Source organism: Ruegeria sp. CDSC045, assembly GCF_059610725.1.
The window spans coordinates 60,145-74,703 of the sequence record NZ_JBXWOE010000005.1 but is presented as its reverse complement, the minus strand read 5'-3'; the positions used below and the strand labels follow the sequence as shown (position 1 = coordinate 74,703).

Sequence of the window (14,559 nt, the reverse complement as noted above, 5' to 3'; positions counted from 1 at the left end):
GCCCCTTTCGTTCAAGGGGAGGTGAACGATGTCGGTGATCAAATGGATCGATATGAACGCGGAAAAGGTCCTAGCCAGTGCGCTACTAGCCGCGATTGTCGTGTTGATTTTTGGCAACGTGTTCATGCGCTACATCATGAATGCCTCTCTTTCATGGGGAGAAGAGCTAACGCTTTGGCTGTTTGTCTGGTTCGTCTGGCTTGGCGTCAGCTATGCCTTTCACACCGGCGATCATGTGCGCATTACAGTCCTGCGCGATGTCCTGAGCGAGCGGGCAAGGCTTTACGCGGATGTTGTGATCGCGCTTCTGGTTCTTGGATTTCTGATCGCTCTGACAATTGAAGCTATCAAGCTGATCCGGCAACCCTTTGTGGCCAGCCAAACCTCAGTTGTTTTGGGGCTGCCAATCCCGATCCTGTATGCCTCAGCGCCGGTCGGTGCAGGCTTATCCGCGATCCGCGTCACCCAACATTTGATCCGAACCCTGCGTCTGATCGCAGGAACCAAAGCGTGAGGAACCCGGCATGCTTGCAACAACGCTTTTCCTGACGCTTTTCGCTCTTCTGCTCTTCAGCGTACCAATTGGCATCTGCCTAGGTCTTGCGACCATGACCGTAATGGTCTTCGTGGATGGCACGCCACCCATGGTTTTGCTGGCACGATCAGTGGTGACAGGCGCGGACTCGTTTCCCCTGATAGCTGTTCCTCTATTTATTCTGGCAGGCGACCTGATGCAGCACGGTGGAATGTCGCGCCGTCTGGTTGGGTTCGCCAATGCACTGATAGGTCATATCCGGGGCGGGCTGGCTTATGTGAACGTGCTCGCCTGTGTGTTCTTTGCCGCCATATCCGGGTCGTCCCCTGCAACCGTCGCCGCCATCGGATCAAACATGATCCCTGAGATGGAAAAGGTCGGCTATACGCGCAAATTCAGCGGCGCATTGACGGCGTCCTCGGGGATGATCGGCGTGATGATCCCTCCAAGCATCCCCTTCATCATCTATGGCGTTACTGCTGAGGTTTCGATCGGCAAGCTGTTCCTTGCGGGTGTTGTTCCCGGCATCCTCTTTGCCCTCATGTTCATGTTGGTCGCCCGTGTCCTGCTGCGAAAGGATGAGGTTGTTCAGCAATCGACAACCACGTTCTCAGGCCCGGGTGTTTGGCAGAGCTTCCGGTCTTCGATCTGGGCACTTCTGGTGCCTGTAATCATCCTCGGCGGCATCTACAGCGGTATCTTCACGCCGACCGAAGCCGGTGCGGTGGCCGTGGTTTATGCCGCCTTCATCGGCATCGTCGTCTATGGCGACATCACCCTGAAGGACCTGCCAGAGGTTTTGGCGGGCAGTGCAAAGACGAGCGGCACAATTCTGATATTGGTGATCATGGCGACCGCCTTTGGCAGACTGATCACGCTTGCAAGAATCCCGACAGAACTCGCCACAACGATCACCAGCCTGTCCGACAATCCGATCATTATTCTGTTGTTGATCAATCTGCTTTTGCTGGTGATCGGCATGTTCATGGAGACGATATCGTCGATCATCATCATGACGCCGATCCTGTTGCCGGTTGCAACCGCGCTGGGTGTCGATCCGATCGTCTTTGGCGTCATTCTGACGGTCAATCTGGCCATCGGATTCTGCACGCCACCTTTGGGCGTAAACCTGTTCGTGGCCAGCAGCATTTCAAAGGTTTCCATCGAAAGCCTCAGCCGGGCAATCCTGCCATTCTTTGCCGGCATGCTGATACTGTTGATGTTCATCACCTATGTGCCGGCAATTTCCCTAGCCTTGCCATCCCTTTGGTGACCGGCTGCGGCGCTTCAAACGTTAGACAACAAAACCAGAGGACCCGGATGGATCTGGACCTTTCCCACCCGTCGATAGAAGACCTTCGGAAAACCGCACAAAAGCGCATTCCGAAGTTTGCCTTCGAATACCTCGACAGCGCGACCGGCCGGGAGCTGGGGTTGAAGGTCAACCGGGACGCACTTGATGCCATCGGATTCATGCCGCGTGTACTATGCGGCCGAACAAAGGCCGACCTACATACTACATTGATGGGTAGAACTTACGATCTGCCATTCGGGATAGCACCGGTAGGTATGTCCGGCCTGATGTGGGCAGGAGCAGAGCGGATGCTTGCAAAGGCTGCGGTTGCTCACAATATTCCGTTTTCGTTGTCCAGCGTGGCGGTTGCTTCACCGGAAGATGTGGCACCTTACATTGGAAAAAACGGATGGTTTCAGCATTACCCGGTGAACTCCGGCGATCTGCGTCGCGCCATGCTGCCGAGGATTAAGGCAGCGGGATTTCATACGCTGATTATCACGGTGGACGTTCCAGAAGAGAGTCGGCGCGAACGACAACGCCGCGCCAATCTGACGGTGCCTCCAAAAGCTGACCTGCGCACGCTGACAGAAATGGCGTCACGACCCGCCTGGTGCCTTGCACATCTTCGCGAGGGCATCATGCCACGTATGCGGTTCTTTGACGATTACGTCCCGACCCGCGGACGAGAAAGTTTTACCCATGCAGGCGCTCTGATCCGTGGGATTCCAGATTGGGACTACCTGCGCGAACTACGGCAGGAATGGGAGGGTCACCTGATCGTCAAGGGTGTTCTGCGGCCGGAGGACGCGCAAAAAATGGTGGCCGAGGGCGTGGATTGCATCTGGGTCTCAAACCACTCCGGGCGTCAATTCGAAGCCGGACCCGCTGTGATTGACCAACTCCCGAACATCCGCGAAGCAGTCGGAACAAATGTGCCACTGATCTACGACTCTGGCGTGGCCTGGGGATTGGACATCATGCGCGCACTGGCGAAAGGTGCAGATTTCGTCATGGTCGGACGCGCCTTTCAATATGCCGTTGCAGCGTTCGGAGCACGAGGGGTCGACCATCTCGTTCACATCCTGAAGGCTGACATTGAGGCCAACATGAGCCAGCTTGGCAGCGAAAACCTCGGCAGTCTGGCAGAGCACCTTCTGAGAACTGGCTGATCGGCGCTTGCGGCGCGTGGCGTATCACGCAGGCGCGTTGTCACCCTCGTCAATCAGCCCCTTGACGATCAGATCCGCGGTTGAGCGCGAACATGCCATTGGCAGATCATACACTGTTGCGAGACGGGTCAGAGCCTTAACATCAACGTCGTGAGGCATGGGCGACAGAGGATCGACAAAGAAAATCAGCGCATCCAGTTTATCTTCACAGATCATGGCGCCGATCTGTTGGTCACCTCCGAGTGGTCCACTTTTCAGGCAAGTCACATCCAGTTCTGGATAGGCTTGCCTAATGCGGCTGCCGGTTGTTCCTGTCGAAAAGACTTGCACGCCGGACAGGCGAGACTGTTGTAGACCCACCCATTCAACGATTTCGTCCTTTCGCGCATCATGAGCCACTAGCGCGAAACGCGGCGCATCACCGGATGAATTGTTCAACGTAGTCTTCTCCAAGTCCTACTTCCGCAAAGTGTTTTCGGCACAGATCAATCTTGGTAAAGACATCTTCGTAGCCAGTAACCTTGCCCCACGGATCAACATAGCACATCACGCCATTGACCTGAAAATATGTGACCATCTCTTCGACATCGTCCGGGACGACCAAAGTATGCGTCTCACCCGGCGGCTCAAAGACATAACCCCCTTCTTCCGCCACCCAATCGTGTTCCAGGTAATGCCAACGCCCTTTCAAGACAAAGCCGTGGACAGGTTGCGGATGGCGGTGCCGTGAAAGAACACCAGCTTTGCGCACTTTGAGAAGGTTCATCCAATAGCCTTGCGAGCGGTTCAGACAGAGCGGCCGGAACCAGACGTTTTCGGCCTGCGGAACCCATAGCCTGTCGTCCTCACTCATAGCGTTCGGGATCACGATCTCTTCTTGCGCATCCTTGGGGAACGGCAATTGATAAGGCATTCGGGCGGTGTCGTCGTCATTCATTGATATTCCTCACATAGCGAGATAGCCGCCATCGACCGGATAGATCGATCCGGTCACAAAGCTGGCATTTTCACTTAAAAGCCATTGCACAAGCGCGCCAACCTCTTCGGGTTTTCCCCAGCGTTTCATCGGCGTGCGCGCCATGATTCCGGCTGTTCGCGCGGAATCTTCCCGCAGGCCTTGGGTCATCTCTGTTTCGATCCACCCCGGCGCGATGGCATTGACCCGGATGCCGTCTTCGGCCCAGCGACCTGCAAGCGCCTTGGTTAATTGTGCAACGCCGCCCTTGGAAGAGGAATAGGCTGGAACCAAAGGCCCACCAAAGGTGCTGAGCATGGAGGCGGTATTGACGATGGCCCCACCGGTTTCCGCCAGCAAAGGATGTGCGGCGAGACAGCAGCGCATCGTACCGGTCAGGTTCACATCAAGCACCTTGGCAAATACGTCGATGTCGTATTCTTCTTCACGCATAAGAATACCTGCGCTGTTCACCAAAGCATCAAGGCGCGTAAGATCGCTAAACACTGTATCGACGGAGACCTGATCAGTCACATCCAGGGTCTGTACCTTGATCCCGTCCTGGGGCACGAACGCATCCAACTCGGATTGGGACGCGGATGCAGCGATGACGGACCAGCCTGCCTCAGCCAGCGATCGCGCAACACCCGCACCGATCCCTCGTGTACCGCCCGTAACAAGGGCCTGTTTCATCCAAGTTCCTCCAATACACTGGTGAAGGCGCGCGCGCGCCTATCGATATCATCCAATGTATAGCTCGGTTTGAACAGTGCGGAGCCCAGCCCATATCCATCTGCACCCGCAGCATGATACGACGCCATCGTATCCGGCGTTATGCCACCTACCGCAGCGACGACTGCGTCTGCAGGCAATACGGCGCGCATAGCCGCTATGGCAGCGGGGGGCACCATTTCCGCCGGAAAGAATTTGAGCACCGAGGCTCCGATTTCCAATGCCGCAAAGGCCTCGGACGGGGTCATGACGCCCGGACACCAAATCAGACCCCGTGCGACAGCCGCGCGCCCGACGTCCGGATTCATATTGGGTGATACGATGATGCGCCCGCCCGCATCTGCGGCCGCCGCGACCTGATCCGTGGTCAACACTGTGCCAGCGCCGACTATGGCTTGAGCGCCATGTTTCGCAACGATCTGCGATATCGAGTCCAGCGGGTCCGGTGAGTTGAGCGGCACTTCAATAATCCGAAACCCGGCATTGAAGAGCACATCAGACACCGGGCGCGCATTTTCTGGTGCCAGCCCCCGCAAAATCGCAATCAGCGGATTTGCCGCAAGGGCTGCAGTAAGGTCAATCATCCGAGTAACCCCGCCGCGCGTGCGATCAGGAAATGCCCCTTTGCCACTATATCATCTGGCGCGCGACGACTTTCGAAACCGGCTATTCGAAGAGCAATTTCGTAGCGGTCCGACAAATCGCTACGTCCTACAACAGTGATTGTCCCAACTTCGGTCAATTCACCCGTTGCAGCAGCTACTTCGGTACCGATCAACAAACCTGACATGTAGTCAGCCGTTGCAACCTTTGGAATTTTGCCCATGAGAGGAAGAGTCCGGACATGGAAAAGGCTGTGCAGCAGGTTCGACGTTCCATCGAGGCCGGCTTTTACACCCATTGTGAACGCCTCCTCACTGAAGGTATCGTCCTTCATCAATGTCCCGAGGATTGTGTGCCCTTTCAGCGCAGAGAAGATCTCACCCGTCATGTAAGTCGAAAAATCCACGATTTTCCCGCCTGCAACCTGAACCCATTTGCTGTGAGTTCCCGGCATCACAAACGTACCTTCGCTTAAGCCCAGCGAAGAGGCCCCAATGATCTGGGTTTCTTCGCCGCGCATGACGTCCGGACATCCGGCATGTTCGGTCGAAGCACCCGTTACAAAGTGAATGCGTGCTCCACTGGTTGCGTCATGAGGGACCAGAGCCCGTGCAAGACCGCCCGCGCCGAGCGGCATTTCGGCATAGCGCGTTTCAACCCAGCCATTGCGGCTGGTAATCATGCCAGATGCCAGGATAGGCAGGTTTGCCTTGGCAACCCAAGGGCCGATAAGACGATCAAGAACCGACTCAAAGGTTTGACCCGCAACCTGCATTATGCCTTCAGGCGACGAGACCCCGTCGATCACCTCGCCCTCTGCTCCAATGAGAAAAGCACGGAACGATGAAGTGCCCCAATCGACGCCGATCAGCGCTGGCTCAGATGCGACCGAATTCATTCAGCAGATCCTCGACGGTTTTGCCTTGGGCCACCCATTTACGGGTTTCCTCCTCACGGTCAGCTTGCTCTTGAGCAAGGCGCACGGTTTCTTCGGCGATTTCCTGTGGAATCACGACGACACCCATCAGATCAGCTACGATGAAATCGCCAGGATTCACGACGACGCCTCCGCAGGCAATTGGCACATTGATCGAAAGCTCTTCTTTACGTTCTGAGAACATCGTGTGCGTCCCACGCGGCGTGATCGCACGCGTCCAGATTGGCCAGTTGATGTCTTCCAGTTCGTCTGTGTCGCGCCCGGTGCCATCAACGATCATGCCGCGGATGCCACGGTTCTTGGCGAGACCGCCCATTAAACCGCCGCAAACTGACGTTTGACGATCACCACCCGCGTCCACGACGATCACATCCCCGGGTTGTCCCATTTCAAGCGCTTTCAAAGGGTCCACCAGATCGCCTTTTGAAAGCTGAACCGTCACGGCCTGGCCTGTCACCTTGGCGCGGAAAGCTGGCTTGATGGCGCTATCCATCACACCAGTTCGGTATTGCACATCCGCGAAAATGGCTGCGGCAGAGTACGCCTCTAACACCTTGTCGAATTTCTTGAGCAGTTCCGGGCTTCTTTCAAAATCATTGAAAACCCTAAGGTCCGTGCTGACTTCTGGCATTCTATTCTCCTATTATGCGGTAGATACAGCCAATGCGTCAGCATTGACGGTGTAGTCGGGTTTTTGCCCTGTCAGGACCTTGGCCACTTGCGTGGCCGCGGTGACCCGCGCTGCGTGTATGGATTCCTCGGAATAGTAGGCTGAATGCGGCGTCACGAGGACGTTGGGCAATGTGAACAGCGGGTTGTCATCGGGCGTCCAATTTGCACGCTTGGCGGGTTCTTCTTCGGGGTCGTCGAGCCCCGCTGCGGCCAGACGACCCTCTGTCAGCGCCCGGAACAGCGCCTTGTTGTCAACTGTGGGCCCGCGCCCGGTGTTCACAAGTATCGCGCCCGGTTTCATGGCGGAGAATTCGGCGTCAGACAGAAAGTGATGCGTATCCGGCGTCATCGGTGCCTGCATCAGGACATAGTCAGATCGTGCCAGCAACTCGGGTTTGCTCACCAACTCGACCCCAAACTTCGCGGCTACTTCTCGGGGTAAAAACGGATCAAATGCAATGACGGTAACCCCGAAGGATTGCGCCCGCGCGACGATGGCTTGCCCGATTTTACCCAGCGAAACAACACCCATCGTGCGTCCGCGCAGACGGTAAACAGGCTGCCCACTTTGCCATTTCCAAACCCCCGCATGCGTGGCCCGATCATAGTCCGGCAGCTTGCGAGCCAAGGTGAGCCAAAGGGCAATCGCGTGATCGGCGACTTCCTCGGTACAGTAGTTTTGCACGTTGGTGACCAGAATGCCTTTGTCCGTCGCCGTGCCGACATCTACGATATCCACGCCAACACCATATCGCGCGATGACCTCGCACTTTTGCATCCGCGTGATTGTTTCTTTCCCGATCCGAGCGTATTGATTCATCATCGCAGCGCAATGCGGCGCGACATCGAACAGGTCTTCCTGACGCTTGGCCTGAAGCGCGATCACTTCGGCACCGGCGGCTTCCAGGATTTCCTTCTCAACGGAGACGTCACCAAAATCGTAATCGGTGATCACGACCTTGGGTTTGTCCGTTTTAGGAGCAATGCCAGCGAGATCAGTCATAGGCACCCGCCGAATAGGTCAATTCGTACGAGTGACTGTAGAGCTCAAAGATATTCCCAAACGGATCTTCCATATAGACCATGCGATAGGGCTTTTCGCCGGGGTAGTACTTACGCACCTGTTGCATGCGCTGGCGGCCCCCCAGATCTTCGATGACCTTGATGCGACCTTCCAAATCCTCGTCCTGCACGCAGAAATGGAACAAGCCTCGCCGCCAGTATTCAAACGGGCGCTCCTCTTCGACAGTTTTCGGGAATTCGAACAACTCGATACCGACACCATCCCCCATCGACAAATGGGCGATGCGAAAACTTCCCCAGCCTTCTCCGAACACATCATCGCACATCTGACCGATGGCGCTTTCGTCGTGTAGTACTTCGGTTGGCTCCATCAACACGTAGAGACCAAATGCTTTGGAATAGAACTCCACGGCTTTTTCCAGGTCTGGAACCGTGATGCCGATATGAGAGAATGTAAGAGCGGCCATGGCAGGATCCTTCTGTTAGCAGTTAAAGAATGTTACGTACGATGCCGCCTTCGATCCGGTGCGCAGAACCATTGGAGGCAGTGCTGGCCGAGATTGTGACGATCATGCGGGCGACCTCGTCTGGCTGGACGAAGCGTTGAATAAGGGAGGTTGGCTCATCCGATTTGAAGTAATTGTCGACGATCATGTCGAGCGGGTCACCTTTTTGATCGGCGAGGCCGTCAAAGTAGGCCTCGACACCTTCGGTCCAGGTTGGACCGGGCAGGATTGAGTTAACCCGGACTTTCGTCCCCTTTGTCAACTCTGCCATGCCACGTGTGAGACCTAACATGGCAGTTTTAGTAACGGAGTAATGCACCATCTGGGGTAGAGGTTTGACCGCTGCTTCGCTGGCCATGTTTATGATGGACCCTTCCCCTCGGCGTAGCATCTCGGGCAGGAAAATCCGGCTCATCCGAACGGAGGACAGGACGTTGATGTTGAAGTAATGCATCCAGTCGTCATCGGTCAGATCCTCAAACGGTTTGACCGAAAAGATGCCGACATTGTTCACCAGCACATCAACTGTACCGCGCGCTTGCGCGAAATCCGCCAGAGTTTCCGCATCAGCGGTTTTTGTTAGGTCGGCCGCAATGCCTTCAACCTCGCCCAGAGATGACAGGTCATCGACGCAGGCGGACACTTCCGCCTCGGTTAGGCCATGCACGATGACCCGGGCGCCTTCTTCCAGGTAAAGCAGGGCAGTGGCTTTGCCGATACCGGAACCTGAACCGGTCACCAGGACCAGCTTATCCTTGAGACCTAGATCCATCTCAAGCCTCCTTCTTAACGTTTGATGATTGCTGCGATGACAAGCGGCCGAACATGCGCCCCATCAACGTAGAGATTTCCGCGCGCCACATATCTATTCCAACGGCCATCAAGATGATCAGGCCCAGCACGATGTTCTGAACAGAAGATGGTGCGGCGTTCAGGTTCAGACCATTCTGGACGATAACGATTGTCATCGCTCCCATCAGCGTGGCGAGAATGTTTCCACGACCGCCTGCAAGGCTGGCCCCGCCAACCACGGCGGCGGCAATTGCCTGCAGCTCCAGCGTCTGGCCATAGTTGGGCGAACCAGAATTGAGGCGCGCCGACATCAGGATGGCCCCGACAGCCGTCATGAAACCTGCGATGACAAACGTCGTCGTCTGCACCTTACGCACGTTGATGCCCGTCAGAACGGCAGCGGCTGGGTTGCCACCCACGGCATAGATCTCTCGGCCGAGTTTTGTGAAGTTCATCGTGAACGCGGCAAGGGCATAGAAGAACACGAGGTAGAAGAACGGCAACGGAACGCCGAACAGCTTACCGTAAAAGATCGGCTCCAACGCTGGATCCAGCGAAAAGATCGGCGAGCCATTGTTGAAGATCAGCGCAAGGCCTCGAAAGGCAATCAATGCCGCCAGTGTGGTGATGAACGACGGAATGCGCCCGTAGGCGGTTATCAATCCGATGAAAAGACCGAGCAACCCGCCAATAAAGAGAATGAGTGGCAGCGCCAAAACCAACGGAATACCGATGAATTTCAACAACTGCGCAAGGATCATGGTTAGCAAGGCCACCATCGACCCTGAACTCAGATCAATGCCCGCCGCGAAAATCACGATGGTAGATCCAATTGCAATCAACGCCACAATGCTCACCTGCAAGGACAGGTTCGACAGGTTGCCTGGGTTCAGAAAGCGCTCTGTCGTAAGGGCGACAATCAGGGCGACGATCACCATGGCTGCAAATGGCCCAATCAATTGAGTGTCAAAGATCCGCTTCATGCGAAAGCCTCCTCAGGCTTGGAATGGGGAATGTCGGCGGAAGCGCGCACTAGATCGTCATGAGTAAGCTCAGATGCACCGACCGTGCGCGCGATTGTGCCATGTTGTACAACGGCAATCCGGTCACTCATCGCCAGCAACTCGTCATGGTCCGAACTGATCAAGATGATCGATTTTCCCGCACGGGTGAGCCTGTTGATCAGCTTGTAGACGGCGATCTTGGCGCCAATATCGATCCCCTGTGTCGGCTCATCGAGGATCAGGATGTCCGAGGCAGAGAACAGCCAGCGCGCGATCACGATCTTCTGCTGATTGCCACCAGACAGTAAATTGACCGTTTTTCCTTCGGCCTGGGTCGAGATTTCCAGATCGCGGATCAGATCATGGGTGGCTTGATCTTCCACCTTAAGGTTCAAGATTCCGAACCGGCTTAGCTCGCCTAAAGACGCTGCAGTGACGTTCCCGCTTGCGCGAAAGTTGAAGAACAACCCGTCAAACTTGCGGTTTTCCGGAACGAGGGCCAATCCAGCACGGATCGCATCGATTTCCCGGCGGAAGTGAACCGGTTTGCCGTTCAGCGTTACTTGCCCGGCAATCAATTCGTCGGTCCCGAACAGCGCGCGCGCAATTTCTGTGCGGCCACTGCCCAAGACGCCACCCAAGCCTAAAACCTCGCCTCGGCACAGTGAAAACGAAACATCTTTCACACCTGATTTTGTGGCCAGACCGGACGCCTCCAGCACAATATCATCGGTGGCGTTCTGCTCTTTGGGATAATGCTCACCAATGTCTTCACCAACCATGGCGCTGACAATCTCAGAGACAGTGATCTTGGTCTCACCACTTGCGCGCACAACGCATCCGTTGCGTAAGATCGTCACTTCATCGACGATCCGCTCAACCTCATCCAGCCTATGAGAAACATAGAGGATGGCAGTGCCGCGTTCGCGCATATTTCGCAGAAGCTGGTGCAGGCGCTCAATCTCATCTTCGCCCAATGCCGCAGTTGGCTCATCAAGGATGATCATGCGGGCATCCATCGCGATGGCTTTCGCGATCTCGACCAACTGTTGCTCGCCTACCGACAGCGTACCGGTGATAGTTTCGGGTGAAACATCGACATCCATTTCCGCCAACACGCGGGCGGCTTCATCGTAGACCCTGGCCCAATCGATCACACCAAAGCGAGACCGAGGCATATTGCCAAGGAAGATGTTTTCGCCAACCGATAAGGTCGGCACGATCGAGAATTCCTGAAAAACTGTCGCGATGCCCAAATCGCGCGCCGCCTGCGGGTCGCTGATTGTGACAGACTTTCCATTGTACAGGATTTGGCCGCTATCTGGTTGCTGTACGCCGGACAAGGTTTTGATCATCGTGGACTTGCCACAGCCGTTTTCGCCCAGCAGCCCATGAATGGAACCGGGCATAAGCCGGATGCAGACCTTGTCGTTCGCCAAGACGCCGGGATAGGCCTTGGTAATATCGACAAACTCCCAAAGGGGCGTTGCGGGTGTCATTGCGATTGCCTCGACAAAAATGAAATTCGGCTGGTTTGCAACCCGGCAGCACGCACGCGCGCCACCGGGATGCGGGGAGATGGCTCAGTATTCTTTGGACGGTTGTGGGAAGAGCTTTTCAGGCTCTTGCAGCACACTGATCGCGCCATCCTTGTCCTCAATCGATGTGGGCGTTTCGATCCAGCCACCGGGATAAGACCCGTTAAGCGCATCAATAGTGGCGTGCATTGCCGCTTTACCCATCAGGAATGGTGAAGTGTTGACGGTTGCCGTGATGTTGCCCGCCGCGATCTCTTCAAGGCCGGACGTGTCGCCATCATTGCCCAATAGAACGATGTCATTACGGCCGAGTGCTTTCGCAGCAAAGGATGCTCCAATGATCATGTAGTCATTCGCAGCAAAGATCATGTTGAGATCGGGGTTCGACTGCAGGATATCCATGCCAGCTGTGTTGCCGCCTTCGACGTTCCATTTGCCATCGATGGATACAACGACTTCAAAGTTGTCGTTGCCCTCAATTCCGTCGAGAAAGCCACCGACCCGCTCGGTTGAGTGATACCCTGGCTGCCCTTCGATGATGCCGACCTTCAATGGTTGATCGCCATAGGTCTCGACGGCCCAATCAGCGATGGCTTGAGTCCCATTGCGCTGAGAATACCCGACCACACCGTGGATCGGAGTCGGAAAGTTCGGGATGTCCGAGTTAATCATCAAAACAGCCATGCCCTTGTCAACGGCCTGCTTAAGTAGCGGCGCCGCAGCAAATTCATCATGCGTTCCAAAGATAATCGCATCCACATCCTGCGTCAGTACATCCTGGATCATACCCATCTGACCGTTGATATCCGCGCCAGACTGAGGCGCGAGCATGAAGACTTCGACCCCGGCCTCCGCAGCGACCGCTTTGATGCCCTCACCAATGGCGATGTAGTAGTTGAACTCGGTCGCCGGTGGCATATACGCGATCCGGAACGTGTCATTCTTGGGTTCAATCGCATCAATCGCAGCCTGTGCCCCGTCCTGCAACGGCACCGGTGTCGGATAGTTCTCGGCCATTACGACTGTTGCCAGCGTGACGAATCCCGCGGCAAGCGTAGTGCTCATAAGCGTTTTCAACATTGTTTTCTCCTCCAGAAATTCGTTGGTTATCCGTTGAACGGCGTGTCGATCACGCCGCGAATGCCGGGTTTCACGGCGAAGAGACCGCCGGAATCCGGTTCTTTTGTTAAAGCGGCTTCGTCACTCATTAACCGCGATGTCGTAATGAAAAGCGTGTCGAGGTCTGGACCGCCGAATGCGCAACAGGTGGGCTTCCAGACCGGCACCTCGATTACGCGATTGATCGTGCCGTTGGGTGCAACGCGCACAACGCGATGACCTTCCCATTCGGCATTCCAGACACCGCCTTCTGCATCCACGCAGGACCCATCGGGCAGGCCAGGTTCGTCCTCGAAAGAAACATGCATCCGACGGTTCGAAACAGATCCACTATCAGTGTCGTAGTCGAACGCCACGATTTCCCGATCCGGGGTATCGGCAAAGAACATTGTAGTTCCATCCGCCGTGAAGCAGGTCGAATTGGCGCAAGACACCCCTTCGATAATTGTGCGCACGTTCAGATCCGTGTCGACGCAAATAACCGACGAATCGGCATTACCCGAGACTTCGTTCATCCCCCCGACAATCAACCGCCCCTGACGATCAGTCCGCCCGTCATTCAACCGCGTCTCCGGGTTATTCGACTCGAATCGGGTGACGAGGGATTCTTCTTTCATGGCCTGATCGAGCAAAACGACACGATCTGCATAAGCAACGATCAGCCCTCCAGAGATCCGCGGAGCAAAGCAACATATGCGCTCTGGCACCTGATGAGACGTGCATTTCGAAGTTACCGGATCAAATGAGAAAAGCGCGCTGCCTTCGATGTCGGTCCACCAGACAAGCCCATCGGTTGGGTTCCAGAAAATCCCTTCCCCGTGCTGGTTCTTGCAGTCGACCACCAACTCTGCGCGCAATTTTTTGACCTCCACTATCGCTTTCTGATATCTGATATACCAGCTTGCCTAATCTGGTGTATCAGATATCTTGCATCTGGCAACACCTTTTTTGGAGATATCCCCAGATGGCCCTTGAGAGACCCAAATCATTGCGTGAACTCGCACTGGAGCATTTGCGGAACAGCATTATCGATGGCTCCCTGAAGATGGGTCAGGTTTTGTCGGAGCGAAAAATCTCCGAAGAACTGGGCGTGTCTAAGTCACCGGTCCGCGAGGCGCTCGCTCAACTGCGTGACGAAGGGTTGGTCAGTATCGAACCGCAAAAAGGCGCACGCGTGTTTTCCTTGTCCGAACCGGAAGTCACCCAGATCTGCGACTTCAGACAAGCGATTGAAACAGCCGCCTTCGAACTGGCATTGTCGCGTGACCCGAAAGGACTGGCCAGTGAAATGCAACGTGTCGTGACGGAAATGGAGCGAGAACGCAGGCGAGGCAACGAGAAAGGCTACCTTTCACTAGATACCACGTTTCATCAGTTGATCTTCGAACATGCCGGGAACGATTATTTGACGGCTAGCTATACCCGATACATCGGTAAGATTGCAGCATTGCGAACCCACCTGGCGAAGCTACCGCAGCACACCGAACTCTCTTTTGATGAACATGCGAAGATTGCGATTGCAGTGCGCGAAGCGGACATGGCCAAGATTAAATCCCTTCTTACGGCACATATTGATCGCACACGGCAGGCCTACAAGAGCGCTGCAATCGTTCTCGAAGGAGCCGTTGCGCCCTGACGCATAGAACAGCTGAGTTTTTGAAGGGGGGCGGGCCATGT

General features: G+C 55.5%; 17 protein-coding genes. 4 read left to right on the top strand and 13 right to left on the bottom strand.

Translation table 11 applies throughout. The features are described 5' to 3' along the window. Positions 1–28 precede the first annotated feature (28 nt). Genes AC2FH6_RS10945 through AC2FH6_RS10935 form a run of 3 tightly spaced genes read left to right on the top strand, consistent with a single transcriptional unit; the run spans position 29 to position 3,001 of the window. Complete coding sequence (locus AC2FH6_RS10945) at positions 29–514, top strand: TRAP transporter small permease (protein WP_496702549.1); 486 nt, start codon at positions 29–31, stop codon at positions 512–514. 10 nt (positions 515–524) lie between these two features. Beyond that, positions 525–1,808, top strand: a complete 1,284-nt coding sequence (locus AC2FH6_RS10940) for a TRAP transporter large permease (RefSeq protein WP_496702296.1) — start codon at positions 525–527, stop codon at positions 1,806–1,808. Positions 1,809–1,855: 47 nt separating this feature from the next. Further along, positions 1,856–3,001 carry an alpha-hydroxy acid oxidase gene (locus AC2FH6_RS10935; protein WP_496702547.1) on the top strand — a complete coding sequence of 382 codons (1,146 nt, stop codon included), beginning with the start codon at positions 1,856–1,858 and terminating at the stop codon, positions 2,999–3,001. Between the two features lie 24 nt (positions 3,002–3,025). On the opposite strand, the gene AC2FH6_RS10930 is transcribed toward AC2FH6_RS10935, so the two are convergent. The 13 genes from AC2FH6_RS10930 to AC2FH6_RS10870 all read right to left on the bottom strand — a co-directional run bounded on the left by AC2FH6_RS10930 (position 3,026) and on the right by AC2FH6_RS10870 (position 13,754). Then, positions 3,026–3,439: a methylglyoxal synthase gene (locus tag AC2FH6_RS10930; RefSeq protein ID WP_496702545.1), complete on the bottom strand. Its 414-nt coding sequence runs from the start codon at positions 3,437–3,439 to the stop codon at positions 3,026–3,028. Next, positions 3,420–3,938, bottom strand: coding sequence for a 2,4'-dihydroxyacetophenone dioxygenase family protein (locus AC2FH6_RS10925; RefSeq protein ID WP_050606110.1), 519 nt, complete (start codon positions 3,936–3,938; stop codon positions 3,420–3,422). Before AC2FH6_RS10925 ends, AC2FH6_RS10930 begins: the two co-directional genes overlap by 20 nt. Before the next feature lie 9 nt (positions 3,939–3,947). Beyond that, a complete protein-coding gene (locus tag AC2FH6_RS10920) occupies positions 3,948–4,649 on the bottom strand; it encodes an SDR family NAD(P)-dependent oxidoreductase (RefSeq protein WP_496702543.1) in 702 nt (233 codons plus the stop codon). Next, positions 4,646–5,272, bottom strand: a complete 627-nt coding sequence (locus AC2FH6_RS10915) for a 2-dehydro-3-deoxy-6-phosphogalactonate aldolase (RefSeq protein ID WP_496691448.1) — start codon at positions 5,270–5,272, stop codon at positions 4,646–4,648. The genes AC2FH6_RS10920 and AC2FH6_RS10915 overlap by 4 nt, the downstream gene beginning before the upstream one ends. Then, complete coding sequence (locus AC2FH6_RS10910) at positions 5,269–6,189, bottom strand: 2-dehydro-3-deoxygalactonokinase (protein WP_496702541.1); 921 nt, start codon at positions 6,187–6,189, stop codon at positions 5,269–5,271. Before AC2FH6_RS10910 ends, AC2FH6_RS10915 begins: the two co-directional genes overlap by 4 nt. Next, entirely contained in the window at positions 6,170–6,859 is a 690-nt protein-coding gene (locus AC2FH6_RS10905; protein WP_496691446.1) for an RraA family protein, read from the bottom strand. Before AC2FH6_RS10905 ends, AC2FH6_RS10910 begins: the two co-directional genes overlap by 20 nt. 12 nt (positions 6,860–6,871) lie before the next feature. Further along, entirely contained in the window at positions 6,872–7,903 is a 1,032-nt protein-coding gene (locus AC2FH6_RS10900; RefSeq protein WP_496702539.1) for a C-terminal binding protein, read from the bottom strand. Continuing rightward, positions 7,896–8,390 (bottom strand): lactoylglutathione lyase family protein, encoded by a 495-nt coding sequence (locus tag AC2FH6_RS10895; RefSeq protein WP_496702537.1) that lies wholly within the window; start codon positions 8,388–8,390, stop codon positions 7,896–7,898. The genes AC2FH6_RS10900 and AC2FH6_RS10895 overlap by 8 nt, the downstream gene beginning before the upstream one ends. A 22-nt stretch (positions 8,391–8,412) precedes the next feature. After that, positions 8,413–9,201, bottom strand: a complete 789-nt coding sequence (locus AC2FH6_RS10890; RefSeq protein ID WP_496702535.1) for an SDR family NAD(P)-dependent oxidoreductase — start codon at positions 9,199–9,201, stop codon at positions 8,413–8,415. Position 9,202: 1 nt separating this feature from the next. Next, the gene (locus AC2FH6_RS10885) at positions 9,203–10,204 is read right to left on the bottom strand and encodes an ABC transporter permease (RefSeq protein ID WP_496702533.1); all 1,002 of its coding nucleotides are present in this window, start codon (positions 10,202–10,204) and stop codon (positions 9,203–9,205) included. Further along, a complete protein-coding gene (locus tag AC2FH6_RS10880) occupies positions 10,201–11,724 on the bottom strand; it encodes a sugar ABC transporter ATP-binding protein (RefSeq protein WP_496702532.1) in 1,524 nt (507 codons plus the stop codon). Before AC2FH6_RS10880 ends, AC2FH6_RS10885 begins: the two co-directional genes overlap by 4 nt. 84 nt (positions 11,725–11,808) lie before the next feature. Continuing rightward, positions 11,809–12,843 (bottom strand): sugar ABC transporter substrate-binding protein, encoded by a 1,035-nt coding sequence (locus tag AC2FH6_RS10875; protein WP_496702530.1) that lies wholly within the window; start codon positions 12,841–12,843, stop codon positions 11,809–11,811. A 26-nt stretch (positions 12,844–12,869) separates the two neighbouring features. Continuing rightward, complete coding sequence (locus tag AC2FH6_RS10870; protein ID WP_496702528.1) at positions 12,870–13,754, bottom strand: SMP-30/gluconolactonase/LRE family protein; 885 nt, start codon at positions 13,752–13,754, stop codon at positions 12,870–12,872. Positions 13,755–13,846: 92 nt separating this feature from the next. Here AC2FH6_RS10870 and AC2FH6_RS10865 point away from each other — a divergent pair, with 92 nt between their 5' ends. Next, entirely contained in the window at positions 13,847–14,518 is a 672-nt protein-coding gene (locus AC2FH6_RS10865) for a GntR family transcriptional regulator (protein WP_496702527.1), read from the top strand. Positions 14,519–14,559 lie beyond the last annotated feature (41 nt).

What these genes read in the sequence shown, in the direction of transcription:
- AC2FH6_RS10900 (WP_496702539.1), bottom strand. Translation starts at nt 7,903, where the DNA reads ATGACTGATCTCGCTGGCATTGCTCCTAAAACGGACAAACCCAAGGTC.
- AC2FH6_RS10940 (WP_496702296.1), top strand. Translation starts at nt 525, where the DNA reads ATGCTTGCAACAACGCTTTTCCTGACGCTTTTCGCTCTTCTGCTCTTC.
- AC2FH6_RS10935 (WP_496702547.1), top strand. Translation starts at nt 1,856, where the DNA reads ATGGATCTGGACCTTTCCCACCCGTCGATAGAAGACCTTCGGAAAACC.
- AC2FH6_RS10910 (WP_496702541.1), bottom strand. Translation starts at nt 6,189, where the DNA reads ATGAATTCGGTCGCATCTGAGCCAGCGCTGATCGGCGTCGATTGGGGC.
- AC2FH6_RS10885 (WP_496702533.1), bottom strand. Translation starts at nt 10,204, where the DNA reads ATGAAGCGGATCTTTGACACTCAATTGATTGGGCCATTTGCAGCCATG.
- AC2FH6_RS10920 (WP_496702543.1), bottom strand. Translation starts at nt 4,649, where the DNA reads ATGAAACAGGCCCTTGTTACGGGCGGTACACGAGGGATCGGTGCGGGT.
- AC2FH6_RS10895 (WP_496702537.1), bottom strand. Translation starts at nt 8,390, where the DNA reads ATGGCCGCTCTTACATTCTCTCATATCGGCATCACGGTTCCAGACCTG.
- AC2FH6_RS10875 (WP_496702530.1), bottom strand. Translation starts at nt 12,843, where the DNA reads ATGTTGAAAACGCTTATGAGCACTACGCTTGCCGCGGGATTCGTCACG.
- AC2FH6_RS10905 (WP_496691446.1), bottom strand. Translation starts at nt 6,859, where the DNA reads ATGCCAGAAGTCAGCACGGACCTTAGGGTTTTCAATGATTTTGAAAGA.
- AC2FH6_RS10925 (WP_050606110.1), bottom strand. Translation starts at nt 3,938, where the DNA reads ATGAATGACGACGACACCGCCCGAATGCCTTATCAATTGCCGTTCCCC.
- AC2FH6_RS10915 (WP_496691448.1), bottom strand. Translation starts at nt 5,272, where the DNA reads ATGATTGACCTTACTGCAGCCCTTGCGGCAAATCCGCTGATTGCGATT.
- AC2FH6_RS10865 (WP_496702527.1), top strand. Translation starts at nt 13,847, where the DNA reads ATGGCCCTTGAGAGACCCAAATCATTGCGTGAACTCGCACTGGAGCAT.
- AC2FH6_RS10890 (WP_496702535.1), bottom strand. Translation starts at nt 9,201, where the DNA reads ATGGATCTAGGTCTCAAGGATAAGCTGGTCCTGGTGACCGGTTCAGGT.
- AC2FH6_RS10945 (WP_496702549.1), top strand. Translation starts at nt 29, where the DNA reads ATGTCGGTGATCAAATGGATCGATATGAACGCGGAAAAGGTCCTAGCC.
- AC2FH6_RS10880 (WP_496702532.1), bottom strand. Translation starts at nt 11,724, where the DNA reads ATGACACCCGCAACGCCCCTTTGGGAGTTTGTCGATATTACCAAGGCC.